The organism is Roseiarcus sp. (genome assembly GCF_049514155.1).
Taxonomy (GTDB): domain Bacteria; phylum Pseudomonadota; class Alphaproteobacteria; order Rhizobiales; family Beijerinckiaceae; genus Roseiarcus.
The window spans coordinates 1-17233 of the sequence record NZ_JBEKVH010000078.1 but is presented as its reverse complement, the minus strand read 5'-3'; the positions used below and the strand labels follow the sequence as shown (position 1 = coordinate 17233).

The 17233-nt window shown below is 69.6% G+C and carries 18 protein-coding genes and 1 tRNA gene; 13 read left to right on the top strand and 6 right to left on the bottom strand.

Features of this window, described 5'->3' with window-relative positions; genetic code table 11:
* The first annotated feature begins 212 nt into the window (after positions 1-212).
* The gene (locus ABSF49_RS12580; protein WP_424112993.1) at positions 213-1127 is read left to right on the top strand and encodes a hypothetical protein; all 915 of its coding nucleotides are present in this window, start codon (positions 213-215) and stop codon (positions 1125-1127) included.
* A gap of 181 nt (positions 1128-1308) precedes the next feature.
* Here ABSF49_RS12580 and ABSF49_RS12575 read toward each other — a convergent pair whose 3' ends face one another.
* Together ABSF49_RS12575 and ABSF49_RS12570 are read right to left on the bottom strand one after the other, a co-directional pair.
* Positions 1309-2064: a tRNA1(Val) (adenine(37)-N6)-methyltransferase gene (locus ABSF49_RS12575; RefSeq protein WP_424112992.1), complete on the bottom strand. Its 756-nt coding sequence runs from the start codon at positions 2062-2064 to the stop codon at positions 1309-1311.
* A complete protein-coding gene (locus ABSF49_RS12570; RefSeq protein ID WP_424112991.1) occupies positions 2057-2281 on the bottom strand; it encodes a putative signal transducing protein in 225 nt (74 codons plus the stop codon). Before ABSF49_RS12570 ends, ABSF49_RS12575 begins: the two co-directional genes overlap by 8 nt.
* 86 nt (positions 2282-2367) lie before the next feature.
* Between ABSF49_RS12570 and ABSF49_RS12565 the strand changes: the two genes are divergently transcribed.
* Positions 2368-3381: a polyprenyl synthetase family protein gene (locus tag ABSF49_RS12565; RefSeq protein WP_424112990.1), complete on the top strand. Its 1014-nt coding sequence runs from the start codon at positions 2368-2370 to the stop codon at positions 3379-3381.
* A 15-nt stretch (positions 3382-3396) separates the two neighbouring features.
* Here ABSF49_RS12565 and aroA read toward each other — a convergent pair whose 3' ends face one another.
* Positions 3397-4740: a 3-phosphoshikimate 1-carboxyvinyltransferase gene (aroA, locus tag ABSF49_RS12560; protein WP_424112989.1), complete on the bottom strand. Its 1344-nt coding sequence runs from the start codon at positions 4738-4740 to the stop codon at positions 3397-3399.
* A gap of 172 nt (positions 4741-4912) precedes the next feature.
* On the opposite strand from aroA, the gene ABSF49_RS12555 reads away from it, so the two are divergent.
* Positions 4913-5284 (top strand): TIGR02300 family protein, encoded by a 372-nt coding sequence (locus ABSF49_RS12555; protein WP_424112988.1) that lies wholly within the window; start codon positions 4913-4915, stop codon positions 5282-5284.
* A 136-nt stretch (positions 5285-5420) separates the two neighbouring features.
* Positions 5421-5496 (top strand) — tRNA-Ala (locus ABSF49_RS12550).
* Positions 5497-5702: 206 nt separating this feature from the next.
* Here ABSF49_RS12550 and atzF read toward each other — a convergent pair.
* Together atzF and ABSF49_RS12540 are read right to left on the bottom strand one after the other, a co-directional pair.
* Positions 5703-7550, bottom strand: a complete 1848-nt coding sequence (gene atzF / locus ABSF49_RS12545; RefSeq protein WP_424112987.1) for an allophanate hydrolase — start codon at positions 7548-7550, stop codon at positions 5703-5705.
* 22 nt (positions 7551-7572) lie between these two features.
* Positions 7573-8289 (bottom strand): GntR family transcriptional regulator, encoded by a 717-nt coding sequence (locus ABSF49_RS12540; RefSeq protein ID WP_424112986.1) that lies wholly within the window; start codon positions 8287-8289, stop codon positions 7573-7575.
* 336 nt (positions 8290-8625) lie between these two features.
* Here ABSF49_RS12540 and ABSF49_RS12535 point away from each other — a divergent pair, with 336 nt between their 5' ends.
* From ABSF49_RS12535 to modC, 9 genes are all read left to right on the top strand, one after another.
* Complete coding sequence (locus ABSF49_RS12535; protein ID WP_424112985.1) at positions 8626-9738, top strand: BMP family ABC transporter substrate-binding protein; 1113 nt, start codon at positions 8626-8628, stop codon at positions 9736-9738.
* 12 nt (positions 9739-9750) lie between these two features.
* On the top strand, positions 9751-10824 hold the full coding sequence (locus tag ABSF49_RS12530; protein WP_424112984.1) for an ABC transporter permease: 1074 nt from the start codon (positions 9751-9753) through the stop codon (positions 10822-10824).
* Positions 10821-11747 (top strand): ABC transporter permease, encoded by a 927-nt coding sequence (locus ABSF49_RS12525; protein WP_424112983.1) that lies wholly within the window; start codon positions 10821-10823, stop codon positions 11745-11747. Before ABSF49_RS12530 ends, ABSF49_RS12525 begins: the two co-directional genes overlap by 4 nt.
* A 24-nt stretch (positions 11748-11771) precedes the next feature.
* Complete coding sequence (gene biuH / locus ABSF49_RS12520; protein ID WP_424112982.1) at positions 11772-12449, top strand: biuret amidohydrolase; 678 nt, start codon at positions 11772-11774, stop codon at positions 12447-12449.
* Between the two features lie 29 nt (positions 12450-12478).
* Positions 12479-13954, top strand: a complete 1476-nt coding sequence (locus tag ABSF49_RS12515; RefSeq protein WP_424112981.1) for an ABC transporter ATP-binding protein — start codon at positions 12479-12481, stop codon at positions 13952-13954.
* Entirely contained in the window at positions 13951-14418 is a 468-nt protein-coding gene (locus ABSF49_RS12510; RefSeq protein WP_424112995.1) for a cupin domain-containing protein, read from the top strand. The genes ABSF49_RS12515 and ABSF49_RS12510 overlap by 4 nt, the downstream gene beginning before the upstream one ends.
* Positions 14419-14494: 76 nt before the next feature.
* Positions 14495-15241 (top strand): molybdate ABC transporter substrate-binding protein, encoded by a 747-nt coding sequence (gene modA, locus ABSF49_RS12505; RefSeq protein WP_424112980.1) that lies wholly within the window; start codon positions 14495-14497, stop codon positions 15239-15241.
* 16 nt (positions 15242-15257) lie between these two features.
* On the top strand, positions 15258-15935 hold the full coding sequence (gene modB, locus ABSF49_RS12500; protein WP_424112979.1) for a molybdate ABC transporter permease subunit: 678 nt from the start codon (positions 15258-15260) through the stop codon (positions 15933-15935).
* Positions 15932-17047, top strand: a complete 1116-nt coding sequence (gene modC, locus ABSF49_RS12495; protein WP_424112978.1) for a molybdenum ABC transporter ATP-binding protein — start codon at positions 15932-15934, stop codon at positions 17045-17047. Before modB ends, modC begins: the two co-directional genes overlap by 4 nt.
* Before the next feature lie 11 nt (positions 17048-17058).
* On the opposite strand, the gene ABSF49_RS12490 is transcribed toward modC, so the two are convergent.
* Positions 17059-17233: site-2 protease family protein (locus ABSF49_RS12490; protein ID WP_424112994.1), on the bottom strand; the 175-nt coding region annotated here is incomplete at its 5' end.

Genomic DNA, 17233 nt, shown 5'->3' with positions numbered 1-17233 from the left:
TCTCGTGAGCGCCGCCTGCGCGGTCGAATAGGTTCGAAAAGAGAAGGCGTGGCGAGCCAATCCTCAGCCGTCGGGCTTTCAAGAAGCGGATCGCTGCAGCCAAAGGGCGCCTATCTTGTCTCTATTTGGCGACCGGCGCAGAGCGTCATAGGCTCATCAGTCTTGAGTGCGCTGACACGGTAACACGTAACACCTCGCAAGCCACGACACCGGTGTGTCTTGATGACAGAAGATTCGTCGCTCTTTGGCTTGCGATCGAGAGCCGACACCCTGAGAAGCGCACCGACAACCCGCGGCGCCGCCGCCGTCTTGCTGTTGGCCGCCAACAGCCGCAATCTCAGCCTGATCGAGGCCTCCATCTCAACAATTCGGCCACGAACTCAGGTTGCGCTTCAGGTCCGCTTGCTCCATTCTCGCTCGAAGACAATCGCCCGACAGGAGAAGGTCGGCGTCTCCGCGCCGCGAAGCGCGCGGAAGGGAGAGCGATGGCCAGACAACGCCTCGGCGCGGTCGCGAACCCGCCCTCGTCTACCGTACTGGCGGCGATCGTTCTTGGGCTGATTGTCGTGTCCTGCCATCCATCGGGCGCGGCGGGCGATTCGAGCGTCCCGCCTGGGCTCTCGGGAAAGTCGGTGGTCATTACGTGGAGCGAAGTGCGCGTGCAACGGCCCGAGGGCGACGAGGACTTTCAAAGCGTCGCGGCCGACATGACCATCAGCCTCTATTTCGGCACGCAGGGTCACATGTTCGGGCGCGTTACGCCGAAAGTCAACGGCCGGAGCGGCAATATCGATCGCCGCGTCGGCGACGCTCAAGCGCCGACCATTTGGGCGATCAACTTCAGCGGGACGTCGGCGGCGTTCTTCACCCCCTATCCGGGCGGCGGCGCCGTCAGAAAGGTGGCGATCGCGTTCAATTCCGCGTTCTCCGCCTGCGCGGCGCAAATCGCCTACGGCAAACGATCGGAAGACACGCTCATCAGGGCCTGGAGCCCAATCAGTCACAGATGGCTTGAACAGCGGTCGATCGCTGCTGATCCCGCGGACTGCTCGGTCCGCGACGGAAACGTCTTTGAAGACGGAACGACGAATCCAGAGGCCGTCGTGACGCGGCGCAAGCGGAATTGATTAATACTATTTAACAATGGTTTATACATAAACCACTCGTCGGGCATTACGGGAGGCGGGATACGAATTCGCCAATCCCGCCAGGCGCCGCCCCAGTCGCAAATCCGCGCGCGTTTTGGCGCCTAACGCCTTGATCTCGCTCTCTCGCGTAACCGACTTGTCGGCCCCTCCGCGCCCCCGTCTACAGTGTCGCCTCCCCCCGCTGGATCGCCGCCGCGAGTGTCGTCGCCGCGCCGTCGGCCTCGTGCAGGGTCAGGCCGGGCAGGATGTGTAACGGCGCCTTCGAGCCCTTGGTTCCCGAGATCAGCAGCCGGATCGCCGGCGCGTCGGCGCGCGGATGGACGGGGCGCAAGGCGAGGTCGCCGAGCCGGCGTTGAAGCGCCGGCAGCAGCGCCGGCAGCGCGTCGGCGCGCTGGATCATGACGAAGCGCCCGCCCGGCGCCAGCAGCGCCAGACAGGCGACGACCCAGTCGGCGAGCGCCGCCGCGCTTTCCCCCGCCACATGCGCGCGGGCGCGGCGCGGGTCGGGAGAGGCGCGCGCCGCCTCGGCGGCGAGGTAGGGCGGGTTGGCGACGACGAGCTCGGCCGCTTCGTCCGCGAGCCCGGCGGCGCGCCGGCTCTTGGCGTCGAGCGCGTCGGCGACGACCACGCGCGCGCGATCGGCGAGGCCGTTGAGCGCGGCGTTCGCCTCGGCCAGCGCGGCGAGCTCGGGGTCGATCTCGATCAGCTCGCCCGTCGCCCGCGGCCAACGCTGCAGCAGCGCCAGGCCGACCGCGCCGACCCCGGCGCCGACGTCGGTAAGCCGCGCGACCGGCGCCCCCGCCGCCGCGGCGAGCAGGATCGCGTCGAGCCCGACGCGATGGCCGCCGCGCGTCTGGCGCAACCGCAGCCGGCCGCCGAGGATCGCGTCGAGGCTGGTCGCCTCCCGCTCAGCCATCGCTGAGTTCGCGCGACAGGCCGACCTCATGCATCAACTGGCGCGCGTGCGCGTGCTGGTCGGAATCGACGAGAATGCGGCGCGCCAGGAAGCCGAGCGAACCTTCGACGGCGCTCATGTGATTGTCGGCGACGAAGAAGCGCACGCCGGCCTGCGTCAGCACGCTCTCGACGAACGAGATGAGCACGAGATCATTGGTGCGAACGAGCTCGATCATCGCGCGGCCTCGGCTGGCGGCGCCCTTGCCGGCTCGCCTGGGCGTCTTTATGGTCGCGCGGTCTGGCGCTGGCAAGGGAAACGCCCGTGGGTATCGTCGTTCCGCTCGAGGAGAAGTCGCCTGAGCGGCTGATCGAGCCTCTCGTCGCCCTGGTGGCCGACGACATGGCGCGGGTCAATCAGACGATCCTGTCGCGCGCCGGCTCCGACGTCGAAATGATCCCCGAAGTCGCCAACCACCTCATCTCGTCGGGCGGCAAGCGGCTCAGGCCGATCCTCACCCTCGCCGCGGCGGGCCTATGCGGCTACGGCGGCGACGGCCACGTCAAGCTCGCCGCTGCGGTCGAGTTCATGCACACCGCGACGCTGCTGCACGACGACGTCGTCGACGAAAGCGACCTCCGCCGCGGCAAGGCGGCGGCGCGCGTGCTGTGGGGCAACGAAGCGAGCGTGCTGGTCGGCGACTTCCTGCTCGGCCAGGCGTTCAAGATGATGGTCGAGGTCGGCTCGCTGCCCTGTCTCGACGTGCTGTCGACCGCCGCGGCGGTTATCGCCGAGGGCGAGGTGATGCAGCTCTCCGCCGCCAAGGACACCTCGACCAGCGAGGACGCCTATCTCAAAGTGATCCGCGCCAAGACGGCGGCCTTGTTCGCGGCCGCCTGCGAGGTTGGCCCCATCCTCGCCGGCAGCGGCAAGGCGGAGGTCGAGGCCTGCCGCGATTACGGCGCCAATCTCGGCATCGCCTTCCAGCTGATCGACGACGCGCTCGACTACGGCGGTTCGGCGGCCAAGCTCGGCAAGAACGTCGGCGACGATTTCCGCGAGGGCAAGATCACCCTGCCGGTGGTGCTGTCGTTCCGCCGCGGCTCGACCGCCGACCGCGAATTCTGGCGCCGCACGCTGGAAGCCGGCGAGATCGCCGACGGCGATCTGGAAACGGCGCTGGCGCTGATGAAGAAACACCGCGCGCTCGAGGGCACGGTCGAACGCGCGCGCCTCTACGGCGCGATGGCGCGCGACGCGCTCGAACTGTTCCCGCCCTCGCCGTGGAAGCACGCGCTGCTCGACGCGGTCGAATTCGCCGTCCAGCGCGCGCACTGACGCCGGTCGGGCGGCTCAGACGAACCGCGCGCCGAGGCTCTCCATCAGCGGGCGGAAATTGGGGAAGCTGGTGGCGATCATCGCCGTGTCGTCGACGGCCATCGGCTTCTGCGACGCCAGCCCCATGACCAGGAAGCTCATGGCGATGCGATGGTCGAGGTGGGTGGCGACGACGCCGCCCCCGGCCGGCGGCCGGCCGTCGCCCTGAACGATCAGATCGTCGCCGACGATCTCGCGCTCGACCCCCGCGGCGGCGAGGCCGGCGGCGACGGCGGCGAGCCGGTCGCTCTCTTTGACCCTCAGCTCGCGCAAGCCGTTCATCCGCGTCTCGCCATGAGCGAAGGCGGCGGCGACGGCGAGGATCGGATATTCGTCGATCATCGAAGGCGCGCGCGAAGCCGGCGTTTCGACGCCCTTGAGTTCGCTCGCCCGCACGCGCAGGTCGGCGATCTCCTCGCCGCCTTCGCGCCGCCGGCCGAGCGCTTCGATCCGCGCCCCCATCTCCAGCAGGGTGACGATGAGGCCGGCGCGCAGCGGATTCATCATCACGCCTTCGATCACGACGTCGGAGCCCGGCGTGACCAGCGCGGCGACGATGGGAAAGGCGGCCGACGACGGATCGGCCGGCACGACGACCGGCCGGGCGTTGAGCTCAGGGCGGCCGGTCAGGGTGATCCGCCGGCCCTCGCCCACCGGCTCGATCGCGACTTCGGCGCCGAAATGGACGAGCATTTTCTCGGTATGGTCGCGCGAGGCCTCGCTTTCGACGACGGTGGTGCGGCCGCGCGCGTTCAAGCCCGCAAGCAGCACCGCCGATTTGATCTGCGCCGAGGCGACCGGCGTGCGGTAGAGGATCGGCGCCGGATCGAGCGCGCCGCGCAGCGTGATCGGGCAGCGCCCGCCCTCCGCCTCCTTGATCACCTGCGCGCCCATCAACAGCAGCGGATCGAGCACGCGCCGCATCGGTCGCTTGCGCAACGACGCGTCGCCGTCGAAGGTCGCCAGGATTCCGTGGCCGCCGATCACCCCCATCATCAGCCGCGAGCCAGTGCCGGCGTTGCCGAAGTCGAGCGCAGCGCGCGGCGCGAGAATCGCGCCGACGCCGAGGCCGCCGACGCGCCAGCGTCCCTCGCCGACCCGCTCGACGCGAGCGCCGAGCGCGCGGCAGGCCTCGCCCGTGCGCAGCACGTCGTCGCCTTCGAGCAGGCCCTCGATCGTGGTTTCGCCACGGCTGAGCAGGCCGAAGATGAAGGCGCGATGTGAGATCGACTTGTCGCCGGGCGGGCGGGCGCGCCCTCTGAGCGGGCCGCTGCGCTCGGCGCTGAGCGGCTGGGCGGCGGCCGTCGCGGAAGCGGACATTCGGCTGATAAAACCTCACGTCGCCGGCTTTGGGCCGGGCTGGGGCTGGGCTCGTAACACCCTCTTTCGGCGCTGTCGACCGCGCCCGCCGAATCGCATTGACACAGGCGGCGCCGCCGACTAACGGGAGCGTCCGAACGACAGCCGCCTCAGTAGCAGGGAAAAGTCGCCAGTGGCCAAACCCGAGCTTGGAGCCAAGCGCCAATGCCAGAACTGCGGCGCGAAGTTCTTCGACATGAACAAGGACCCGATCGTCTGCCCGAAATGCGGCACGATCTTCCAGGGCGCCGCGCGCGTTGAACGCGCCGCCGCCAAGGTGGAAGTCGAGGAAGACGAGGTCATAGCGCCCGTCGGCGTCGAGCTGGTGTCGCTCGACGAAGTCGAAGCGAGCGAGGAGAAGGCCGCCGAGCCGGCGGTCGAAGACGTCGACGTCGAGGAGGGAGAAGCCGAGCCCGACGATCCCTTCATCGAAGCGGAAGAAGAGGACGAGGACGACGTCACCAACCTCATCGACGGCGACATCGCGCCTGACGAGGAGCCCTGAACGCGCGGCGCGACCGAGGGCCGCGCAAGAAACATGCGAACAGCCCTTGTGGGGCGCGCGCATTTGCGGTTATAAGCCGCGCCGCCGGACGACGCCGCCCCGCCCCAAGGGACAAGCGGCCTGGCAAAAAGAATTCGGGGCCATAGCTCAGTTGGGAGAGCGCTTCAATGGCATTGAAGAGGTCGTCGGTTCGATTCCGTCTGGCTCCACCATCGCTTCCGGTTCCGCGTCTCGGCGCGGCCCGTCTTTCCTCACGAACGGCGCATTGATCGCTAAATCGATTCAAGTCTGACGTTTCGACCGCGCGCCGCGGCGGCGCGGCGATCGGTCGTCGTCGGCGACCGCTCTGCCGGTCCGCTCGAAGTCCGAGACCGAGGGGCGTTTTTGCCGAGTGCGACGTCGTGACGCCGCGTGCGCCTCAGCGCGCGGCGCGCGCCTGTGGGCCGCGCTCGGCTTCGGCGGCGAGCCAGTTGCGCCAGCCGCCATAGGCGCCGATGTCCGGTTGCCCGGTCGCGGCGACCGCGTCGCAAAGGAAGCCCGGCAGCCAGCGGCCGTCGTCGAGGGCGACCTTGCCGATCGCATGCGGCGGTTCGACGCTGGCGACGAACGCGCCGAAGGCGGCGGTCGGCAGGCGCCAGATCTCCGCTTCGATCGATGCGCCGCCCTTTTCGACGCGCACCATGCCGGGACGCGGCGGATCGAGGGCGGCAAGCGCGACGAGGCGATAGATCGGCGCAGTGCGCGCGCCGCCGACGCAGCGGCCGCCGACGTCGGCGAGCTGGCGGTTGAGCGGCAATCCGCTCATGTGCGCGCCGATGACGACAAGATCGACGCCGCCGCCGTCGCTCCACGCGCCGGCGCGCGGGCCGGGTGGGGGCAGCGGCAGGCCGAGCGCGCCGACGGTCGCCTCGCCGGCGCGATGCAGCGCGTCGGCGAGCGCGAGCAGCGCGCGATCGGAATGGGTCGGACCAATCAGGGTGACGCCGGCCGGCCGGCCGCTCGCGCCGAAGCCGGCGGGAACCGCCACTGCGGCGAGGTCGAGCAGATTGACGAAGTTGGTGTAGCGGCCGAGGTTGGCGTTGAGCTTCAGCGGATCGGCGCGCACGGCCTCGACCGTGTAGGCGGTCGGCGTCGTCGGCGCGAGCAGCACGTCGATCTGGCGCCAGGCGGATTCGCATTCGCGCCTGAGCGCCTCGAGCCGGTGCAGCGCGTCGAACGCCGCCGGCGCCAAGACCTCGCGGCCCTTCAAGATGATGCCGGCGACGGTCGGATCGCCGGCGTCCGGGTGGGCGACGAGGAATTCGCCGACTGCGGCGGTGCGCTCGGCCACCCATGGTCCGTCGTAGAGCAGGCGCGCGACGGCGAAGAACGGCGCGAGGTCGATCTCGACCGCTTCGCCGCCGAGGCGCGCGAGCCGTTCGGCCGCCTTGCGGAACAGCGACTCGACTTCCGCGTCGCCGAAGAACGTGAGGTCGGCGGCGCGCGGCAGGCCGAAGCGGAAGCGCTTCGGCGCCGGCGGCAGCGGGCCGTCGATCGGCGTTAGCGGCGCGCGGCTATAGGGGTCGGCCGGGTCGAAGCCCGCCGCCGCCGACAGCGCCGCAGCCGCGTCGTCGGCATTGGTGGCGAAGATCGAGACGCAGTCGAGCGACTGGCAGGCCGGCACGACGCCGGCGGCGCTGATCAAGCCGCGGCTCGGCTTGAGGCCGATCAGATTGCAGAACGCCGCCGGGACGCGGCCCGAACCGGCGGTGTCGGTGCCGAGCGCGAAATTGACCAGGCCGCGCGACACCGCGACCGCCGAACCGGAACTCGAGCCGCCGGAGACGTAGCGCATATCGAACGGGCTGCGCGGCGCGCCGTAGGGCGAACGCACGCCGACGAGGCCGGTGGCGAACTGGTCGAGATTGGTCTTGCCGACGAGCAGCGCGCCGGCCGCGCGCAGCCGCTCGACCGCGGTCGCCGAACGCTCGGGGCGATAAGCGAAGGCGGGGCAGGCGGCGGTGGTCGGCAGTCCGGCGGCGTCGATATTGTCTTTGACCGCAAATGGAACGCCGAACAGGGGCAGGCCCGCGGGCCCCTTGGCGTCGAGCGCCGCCGCCTCGGCGAGCAGCTGTTCGGCTGCGACGCGCGCGATCCAGATCGCCGGATCGATCGCCTCGGCCGCCGCGGCGCGGACCAGCGCCGCTTCGGCGACGGCTTTCACGCTCCAACGCCCCTCGGCGTATCCCTTGCGCAAGGCGGCGATCGAATGGACGGGAATGTCCAAGGCGGCTCTCCTGACGCTCGCGCTAGGCGCTGAGCTGATGGGTCTGAATGGCGACGTATTCGGCCGCCGCGCCGCTCACCGTCGCCAAGTGTTCGCGCATCGCCCGCGCCGCGCCGTCGCCGTCGCCGCGCAGGATCGCTTCGACGACGGCGTCGTGCTCGCGCCACGAGGCGGCGAGACGGCCGCGCAGATTGAACTGCGCGCGTCGGAACGGCGCCAGGCGCGCGCGGGTCGCGTTGAGCAGCTCGCGCAGATAGCCGTTGTGGCAGCCGGCGTAGAGGCGCGAATGAAAGTCCTGATTGAAGCGTTCGTATTCGTCGATGCGGCCGTCCCGCACCGCGGCCTGCGACGCGCGGTGGAGGGCCTCGAGATCCTGGCGCTCTTCGGGCGTCATCGCCGTAGCGGCGAGTCGCGAGGCGGAAGCCTCGAGTTCGGCCATGACGACGAACATTTCCTGCAGCCGCTGCGGCGAGACCACGGCGACCGTCACGCCGCGACGCGGTCGGTGCTCGACGAGGCCGGTCGCCGCGAGCTGGCCGAGCGCTTCGCGCACCGGCGTGCGCGAGACCCCGAAGCGCTGGGCGAGCTCCTGCTCGTCGAGCCGCTGGCCTGGAGCGAGGCGGCTGCGTAGGATTTCGTCGGCGAGGGCCGCGGCGAGTTCGGTGGCGCGCGTCTGGCGCTGTGGGTTCGCCGCTCCTGCGCCGAGTCGCGAAAGAAACGGCAGATTCGCAACGTGCATGCAAGATCGTATGCGCATTGACCGAACCCGTGTCAACCTAATATCTTCAATACACGGGTGATTTTTGGCAACTCGATTTTTTGCGACCCCGCCGCGACGATCGACGGCGGGAATATGAGCACTTATTGTGCATTGCCTAGGATTTGGACGCAAATAATAAGCATCAAGCACCGAACGCTACTCGTAAAATGCGGCGACATTTCATATACTATGTTGATATTTATATCATATTGTCAATTTTAGAATGGCTGGCACGCAATTTGTTTCTTGTATGCAAGAGGCGGGCGCCGTCCGACGCATTCAATCGCCGTCCCGCAGCCAAGGAAAGGCTCCAGCATGACCCAGGATTATCGGATCTCGCGCCGCGCCGTCCTCGCCGGCGTGTCCGCCGGCGCCGTCTTTTCCGCCTTGCCGCTCGGCTCGGCGCGCGCGGCCGGCTCGCTGACGGTCGGTTTCATCTACGTCGGCCCGAAGGACGACTACGGCTACAACCAGGCGCACGCCGCCGGCGCCGCCGCGGTCAAGGCGATGGGGGTCAAGGTCGTCGAGGAAGAGCGGGTGCCCGAGACCATCGACGTCGAAAAGACCATGGAGTCGATGATCAACCTCGACGGCGCGACGCTGCTCTTTCCGACCTCGTTCGGCTATTTCGATCCGCATATCCTCAAGGAAGCGAAGAAGTATCCGAACGTCACTTTCCTCCATTGCGGCGGGCTGTGGCACGAAGGCCTGCCGGACAATGTCCACAGCTATTTCGGTTACATCGACGAAGCCGAGTATCTCTCCGGCATCGTCGCCGCCCACGTCACCAAGAGCAAGAAGTTCGGCTTCGTCGCCGCCAAGCCGATCCCGCAGGTGCTGCGCAACATCAACGCCTTCACCCTCGGCGCGCGGTCGATCGACCCGACCATCACCACCCAGGTGATCTTCACCGGCGACTGGTCGATGCCGGTCAAGGAGGCGGAGGCGACCAACAGCCTCGCCGATCAGGGCGTCGACGTCGTCACCTGCCACGTCGACAGCCCCAAGGTGGTGATCGAGACGGCCGAGAAGCGCGGCCTGTTCACCTGCGGCTATCACGCCAGCCAGGCGGCGCTCGCGCCCAAGGGCTACCTCACTGGCGCCGAGTGGAACTGGGAGGCGCTCTATCCGTCGCTGGTCAACGACTTCAAGGCCGGCAAGACCATCCCGGGGTTGATCCGCGGCGGTCTCAAGGCCGGCATCGTCAAGACCTCGCCCTATTCGGCGATCGTGCCAGACGCCGCCAAGGTCGCGGCCGACGCGGTCAAGGCCAAGTTCATGGGCGACGGCTTCGTCATCTTCGCCGGCCCGATCAAGGACAACAAGGGCGCGACCGTCATCGCCGCCGGCACGATGCGCGGCCAGACCGACATCGAGCTCGAGAAAATGGGCTATCTCGTCGAAGGCGTCATCGGCTCGACCAGCTAAGGGACGCCGGGCGTGGACGCCGAGCCGCCGCCCCGCACCGCTCTGGCCGCCGTCCTTGACCCGCTCGCCGCGCCGCTCGCGGCGGGGGCGGCCACCATCGTGCTGTTCGGCCTGTTCGTCGCCGCGGCGGGAAAGAATCCGCTCGAAGTCTACCAGCTGATGGGGGTCGGGGCCTTCGGCTCCTGGTTCTCCTGGCAGAATACGCTGTTGCGGGCCTCGCCGCTGCTGCTCACCGCCCTGTGCACTGCGCTGCCGGCGCAGATGGGACTGGTGATCATCGGCGGCGAAGGCGCGTTTGTCCTCGGCGGCCTCGCGGCGATGGCGGCGGGCCTGCCGCTCGCCGACCACGGCGCGCCGGCGATCGTCGTGCAAGTCGTGATGGCGATCGCCGGAATGGCCGCGGGCGGCGCGCTGATCGCGCTCGCCGGCGCGCTCAGGCACTGGCGCGGCGTCAACGAAACCATTTCCTCGCTGCTGCTGTCGTCGATCGCCATCGCGGTGATGAACCAGGTGGTGGAGGGGCCGATGCGGGACCCCGCCAGCCTCAACAAGCCGTCGACGCGGCCGCTGCCCGACGCCGACCTGATCGGCAATCTGCCGGGCATGGACGTCCACTGGGGCCTCGCGATCGGTCTGATCGCCTGCGTCCTCGCCTGGCTGCTGATGCGCCGCACCACCTTCGGCTTCGCCGCCCGCATCGTCGGCGGCAATCCGCGCGCCGCTCGCATGGCCGGACTGCCGGTCGGCCGCATGACGGTGATCGTCACCGCGCTCGCCGGCGCCGCCGCCGGCCTCGCCGGCATGGTCGAGGTCGGCGCGGTGCAGGGCAGCGCCAACGCCAACATCGCCGCCGGCTACGGCTTGGCCGGCATTCTCGTCGCTTTCCTCGCGCGCCAACACCCGCTGGCGGTCATTCCGGTCGCAATCCTGCTCGGCGGCATCGGCGCGAGCGGCGGCCTGTTGCAGCGCCGCCTCGATTTGCCCGACGCCGCCGTGCTGGTGCTGCAAGGCATCCTGTTCGTCGCGCTGCTCGCCGGCGAGGGCCTGCCGCCGCTCAGAGAATGGAAAGCGAGGATCGGCCGATGACCGCCGCCAGCCTCGGCCTGTGGACCGTGCCGATCGCGGTTCTCGGCGGCGCGATCCGCGTTTCGACGCCATTCCTGTTCGTCAGTCTCGGCGAGCTGGTGACCGAGAAGAGCGGCCGCATCAATCTCGGCCTAGAAGGCACGTTGATCATGGGGGCGATGAGCGGCTTCGGCGTCGCCTATCTGACCGGCTCCCCGTGGCTGGGCGTATTGGCGGCGGGCGTGGTCGGCATGGCGCTCGGCGCGCTGCACGCCGGCGTCTGCTCGCTGCCGCGCGTCAACGACATCGCGGTCGGCATCGCGCTGATGCTGTTCGGCACCGGCCTCGCCTTCTATCTCGGCAAGCCGCTGGTGCAACCCAGGGCGCCGACGCTGCCGGCGCTGCCGCTCGGCTTCTGGAGCGACATCCCGCAGGTGCGCGCGGCGTTGGAGGTCAACGGCCTGTTCATCGTCGGCCTCGTGATGACGCCCGCGCTGCGCTGGGCGCTCGCCAATACCCGCTGGGGGCTGATCGTGCGCATGGTCGGCGATTCAGCCGAGGCGGCGCGCGCGCTCGGCTATTCGCCGATCGCCGTGCGCCTCTACGCCACCTGCTTCGGCGGCTTCATGGCCGGCGTCGGCGGCTCGTTCCTGTCGCTCTACTATCCTGGCAGTTGGAACGAAGGCCTGTCGAGCGGCCAGGGCATCACCGCGGTCGCGCTCGTCATCTTCGCGCGCTGGAACCCGATCGCCTGCTTCGGCGCCTCGCTGCTGTTCGGCGGCGCTGGGGCGCTCGGGCCCGCGCTGCAGGCGGTTGGCGTCACGTCCGGCACCTATCTGCTCAACGCCGCGCCCTATATCCTGACGCTCGTCATCCTGGTTCTGTCGTCGTCGTCGCGCCGTCGCATCGCTGGCGCGCCCGGCGAGCTCAGCGTCACCAAGTAGCCGATCGCACCAAAGGAACGCGCCATGTCCTTCGTCGCCGCCGATCCCTATCCCTGGCCGTTCGACGGCCGTTGGAGCGCCGCCGACACCGCGCTGATCATCATCGACATGCAGACCGATTTCTGCGGCGTCGGCGGCTATGTCGACAAGATGGGTTACGACTTGTCGCTGACCCGCGCGCCGATCGAGCCGATCAAGCGCGCGCTCGCCGCCTTCCGCGCCAAGGGCTACCACGTCATCCACACCCGCGAGGGCCACCGGCCCGACCTCGCCGACCTGCCGGACAACAAGCGCTGGCGCTCACAGCGCATTGGCGCCGGCATCGGCGACGCCGGCCCGTGCGGCCGCATCCTGGTGCGCGGCGAGCCCGGCTGGGAGATCATTTCCGACCTCGCGCCGGCCGCCGGCGAGCCGATCATCGACAAACCGGGCAAGGGCTCGTTCTGCGCCACCGACCTCGAGTTGATCCTGCGCGCGCGCGGCATCCGCAACATCGTGCTGACCGGCATCACCACCGACGTCTGCGTCCACACCACCATGCGCGAGGCCAACGACCGCGGCTTCGAATGTCTGCTGCTCGAGGACTGCTGCGGCGCGACCGACCGCGGCAACCACGACGCCGCGATCAAGATGATCAAGATGCAGGGCGGCGTGTTCGGCGCGGTCTCCAACGCCGACGGCGTCGTCGCCGCGTTGCCATGACGGGCGCCTTCTCCCTCGAAGCGGCGGGGATGTCGAAGCGGTTCGGCGCGCTGGCGGCGCTCGACGACGTTTCGATGCGGGTCGACGCCGGCAGCGTCCACGCGTTGCTCGGCGAGAACGGCGCCGGCAAGTCGACGCTGGTCAAATGCATCATGGGCTTCTACCACGCCGACGAGGGCTCGCTGCTGCTCGACAGCCGCGAGGTCGACGTCCGCAATCCGCGCGACGCGGCGCGCCTCGGCCTGGGCATGGTCTACCAGCACTTCACTCTGGTGCCGTCGATGACGGTGCTGGAGAATCTGGTGATGGCGCGGGCCGACACGCCGGAGGTGATCGACTGGGGGCGCGAGCGCGAACGGCTGTCGACGTTCATCGCCGGCATGCCGTTCGCTGCGCCGCTCGACACGCCGGTGCACGGGCTCGCCGCCGGCGAGAAGCAGAAGGCGGAAATTCTCAAGCAGCTCTACCTCGGCGCGCGCTTCCTCATTCTCGACGAGCCGACGTCGGTGCTGACCCCGCAGGAAGCCGACCAGATGCTGGGAACGATCCGCGACATGGCGCGCGAGCGCCAGCTGACCGCGCTGCTGATCACCCACAAGTTCCGCGAAGTGCTGGCCTACGCCGACGCGGTGACGGTGCTGCGCAAGGGCAAGCTCGCCGGGACCGGCAAGGTCGCCGAGCTCACCGTCGACAAGATGGCGGCGATGATGATCGGCGAAGACCGCCCAGCCGCGCCGGTCGCGCGCGCCGAGGTCGCGCCCGGCGCGGTGCGTCTGGCGGTCGAAGATCTCAAGGCGGACGATTCCGACGGCGCTGAGGCGGTGCGCGGCGTGACGCTGGCGGTGCGCGCCGGCGAGATCGTCGGCATCGCCGGGGTGTCCGGCAACGGCCAGAGCGAACTGGTCGAAGTGCTCGCCGGCCAGCGCGACGCGACCGGCGGCCGCATGCTGGTCGAAGGCGAGGTCTACTTCGCTCGGCGCGCCGAGACGCAGCGCCACCATCTCGCGCTGTTGCCGGAGGAGCCGCTGCGCAACGCCTGCGTCGGCCGGATGAGCGTCGCCGAGAACATGGCGATGCGCATTTTCGACCGCCCGCCGATGGCGAACGGATTCTGGTTGTCGGGCCGGTCGATGCGCGAGGCCGCGCGCGGTCTGATCAAGCGCTATCGCGTCAAGACGCCGGGGCCTGACGCGCCGATCGCTTCGCTCTCCGGCGGCAACGTCCAGCGCGCGGTTCTGGCGCGCGAACTCGGCGGCGAGGTGCATATCCTCGTCGCCGCCAATCCGGTGTTCGGCCTCGACTTCGCCGCGGTCGCCGACATCCATGGTCAGATCGTCGCCGCGCGCAATCGCGGCGCGGCGGTGCTGTTGGTGAGCGAGGATCTCGACGAGCTTCTCGACCTCTCCGACCGCTTGCTCGTCATGTCGGAAGGGCGCATCGTGCTGGAGACGACCGCCGCGGCGGCCGACCGCACCGCGATCGGCCGAGCGATGGCCGGACACTGAAGACGCCAACTTGCCGAGGACGCAACGGCAGGCTATTTCCCCAAATTCAAGCAGGCGGCGCCTGCGATGGCGCCCGTGCAGGGCGGCATCGTCGGCTGGACCGCTCCAGTCGCGGCCATCCTGGAGGCGATCAACTGATCATCTGCGATCTGCTGACGGACCCGTCGGCGCTGCGTTTCGAGCCGTTCCGCGAGGGAATCGAAGCGGCGTGGCTGCATCGCGATCCCGACGGCGGGGCGGCGGCGGCGGTTTTGCGCTATCGCCCCGGCGCGCGCGCGCCGCGTCACCGCCATGCGGGCTGGGAGCGGGTGATCGTCATCAGCGGCAGCCAGGCCGACGCGCAGGGCCTGATCAAGGCGGGCGACTTCGCGCTCAACGCGCCCGGCACCGAGCACGAAGTCGTCAGCGAAGAGGGCTGCCTCGTGCTGCTCGTCTGGGAGCGCCAGCCGATCATGCTCGAATAGGTGCGGCGCCGCGTCGTTTGGACTTCACGGACGATCGCGTAGAATGAGCCCTTCGCCGAAATCGTGGAGCTCGAACATGGCGCGCCGAAACCTTCTGATCGCACTCGCCGGCCTGTTGGCCGCCGCCGCCAGCCCCGCGCTGGCCGGCCAGACCCAGGTCGCGGTCGCCGCCAACTTCACCGCGCCGGCCAAAGAGATCGCCGCGGCGTTCAAAGCGAAGACCGGCGACGAGGCGGCGCTGAGCTTTGGCGCCTCCGGCCAATTCTACGCGCAGATGCAGCAGGGCGCGCCGTATCAAGTGTTTCTGTCGGCCGACGCCGATCGGCCGAAAGCCGCGGTCGAGGCTGGCCTCGCGGTCGCCGACAGCCGCTTCACCTACGCGATCGGCAAGCTCGTTCTGTGGAGCAAGAGCCTCGACGTGACCAAGGGCGACGAGACGTTGAAGGCGAACGCCTTCGCAAAGCTGTCGATCGCCAATCCGAAGTCTGCCCCTTACGGCGCGGCGGCGGTCGAGGCGATGACTAAGCTCGGCGTCTACGACGCGATTCAGCCGAAGATCGTCCAGGGCAACAGCATCGCCCAGGCGTTCGAATTCGTCGACACCGGCAACGCTGAGCTCGGCTTCGTCGCTTTGTCGCAACTGGCGAGCGTCACTGCGGGATCACGTTGGGTCGTGCCGCAGGACCTTTACGCGCCGATCCGCCAGGACGCGGTGCTGCTGAAGACCGGCGCCGACGACGAGGCGTCCAAGGCCTTCCTCGCCTTCCTCAAGGGCCCGGAGGCGCGCGCGATCATCGAGAAGTACGGCTACAGCCTCGAGTGAACCGGAACCGCCGCGCTTGACGTCCGGCCCGCTGCAATCCGTCGCGCTGACGATCGAACTCGCGACCGTTGCGACGATCGCGCTCGTCATCATCGCCACCCCGCTCGCCTGGTGGCTCGCGCGCTCGCGCGCGTGGTGGAAGGAGGCGATCGCGGCGGTCGTGTCGCTGCCGATCGTGCTGCCGCCGACCGTACTCGGCTTCTACCTGTTGGTCGCCCTCGGCCCGCACGGGCCGGGCGGCGCGATCGCCAGGCTGTGGGGCGCGTCGACTCTCGCCTTCACCTTCGGCGGTCTCGTCGTCGGCTCGGTCGTCTATTCGCTGCCGTTCGTCGTCCAGCCGATCCGCAACGCCTTCGCCGCCGTCGGCGACAGGCCGCTCGAAGTCGCCGCCACGTTGCGCGCTTCGCCGTCGCGCGCGTTCTTCGCCGTTGCGCTGCCGCTCGCCAGCCCCGGCCTGCTGACCGGCGCGGTGCTCGGCTTCGCCCACACCGTCGGCGAGTTCGGCGTCGTGCTGATGATCGGCGGCGCGATCCCGGGCCGCACCGCAGTCGTGTCGACGACGATCTTCGACTACGTCGAAACAGGCGAGTGGGGCAAGGCCAACGCGCTCGCCGGCGGCATGGTCGTGTTCGCCTTCGTCGTCATCCTGGCGATGATCGCGATCGAGAAGCGCTTCGCGCGCGGGCGGCCATGAGCGCGGGCGCCGGCATCGACGCGCGCTTCGCCGGCCGGCTCGGCGCGTTCGCGTTCGACTTCGCGCTCGATGCGCCGCCCAGCGGCGTGACGGCGCTCTATGGTCCCTCCGGTTGCGGCAAGACCACGCTGCTGCGCTGCATCGCCGGACTGACGCGCGTCCGCGACGGCCATTGCCGCGTCAACGGCGAGTTGTGGCAGGATGGCGCGCGCCTGTTCGCGCCGACCCATCGCCGCGCGCTCGGTTACGTGTTCCAGGAGGCGAGTCTCTTTCCCCATCTGTCGGTCAAGGCCAATCTACGCTTCGGCGCGCCGCCGGCCGGCGCGGGGCCGGCGCCGGCGGTCGGCTGGGACGAAGTGGTCGACCTCTGTGGCCTCGCGCCGCTTCTCGACCGCGCGCCGCGCGATCTCTCCGGCGGCGAGCGCCAGCGCGCTGCGCTCGGCCGCGCGCTGTTGTCGCAGCCGCGGCTGCTGCTGATGGACGAGCCGCTGTCGGCGCTCGACGACGCCGCCAAGGCCGACATCCTGCCGTTCCTCGAGCGACTTCACGACCGCCTGTCGCTGCCGGCGCTCTACGTCACCCACGACATGGCTGAGGTCGAGCGGCTCGCCGACCATCTCGCGCTGATCGATCGCGGCCGCGTCGTCGCCGCGGGGCCGCTCGGCAAGTTGCAGAGCGATCCGGCGCTGCCGCTCGCCGCGGCGCGCGGAGCCGCGGTGACGCTCACGGGAACGATCACGGCGATCGACGATTCTTACGGCCTGACGACGGTCGCGGTCGGCGGCGGCGCGTTCGTCGCGCCGGGCCGGCTCGGTCCAGTCGGCGCGCGGCGGCGGCTGCGCGTTCTTGCCGGCGACGTCAGCCTCGCGCCGGCGCCGCCCGGCCCAAGCTCGATCCTCAACGTTCTGCCGGCGCGCGTGCTGTCGATCAAGACGGTCGCCGCCGACGAACTCGTCGTCGTTCTCGGCCTCGGCGCCGACGGCGCCGGCGACCGCATCCTGGCGCGCGTCACGCGCCGCTCATGGGAACGCCTCGGCCTCAGCGAAGGGGTGAGCGTCCACGCGCAGGTCAAGGGCGTCGCGCTGTCGCGCGACCGCGCCACCGAAGCTTAAGCGCCGCCGCCTCAGCCGGCGAACAGGCTGCGGATGTCGTTGAAGGTCACGAACAGCATCAGCGCGACGACCAGCGCCGCGCCGAGCCGCAAGCCGAACGCCTGCGCGGCTTGGCTCAGCGGCCGCCCGCGCGCCGCCTCGATGGCGTAGAACAGCAGGTGGCCGCCGTCGAGCATCGGGATCGGC

Bases quoted from the DNA above. Each gene is read 5' to 3' on its own strand.
- ABSF49_RS12540 (WP_424112986.1), bottom strand. From the start codon at position 8,289: ATGCACGTTGCGAATCTGCCGTTTCTTTCGCGACTCGGCGCAGGAGCG.
- modC (WP_424112978.1), top strand. From the start codon at position 15,932: ATGAGCGCGGGCGCCGGCATCGACGCGCGCTTCGCCGGCCGGCTCGGC.
- ABSF49_RS12515 (WP_424112981.1), top strand. From the start codon at position 12,479: ATGTCGAAGCGGTTCGGCGCGCTGGCGGCGCTCGACGACGTTTCGATG.
- modA (WP_424112980.1), top strand. From the start codon at position 14,495: ATGGCGCGCCGAAACCTTCTGATCGCACTCGCCGGCCTGTTGGCCGCC.
- ABSF49_RS12525 (WP_424112983.1), top strand. From the start codon at position 10,821: ATGACCGCCGCCAGCCTCGGCCTGTGGACCGTGCCGATCGCGGTTCTC.
- aroA (WP_424112989.1), bottom strand. From the start codon at position 4,740: ATGTCCGCTTCCGCGACGGCCGCCGCCCAGCCGCTCAGCGCCGAGCGC.
- ABSF49_RS12575 (WP_424112992.1), bottom strand. From the start codon at position 2,064: ATGGCTGAGCGGGAGGCGACCAGCCTCGACGCGATCCTCGGCGGCCGG.
- biuH (WP_424112982.1), top strand. From the start codon at position 11,772: ATGTCCTTCGTCGCCGCCGATCCCTATCCCTGGCCGTTCGACGGCCGT.
- ABSF49_RS12570 (WP_424112991.1), bottom strand. From the start codon at position 2,281: ATGATCGAGCTCGTTCGCACCAATGATCTCGTGCTCATCTCGTTCGTC.
- ABSF49_RS12535 (WP_424112985.1), top strand. From the start codon at position 8,626: ATGACCCAGGATTATCGGATCTCGCGCCGCGCCGTCCTCGCCGGCGTG.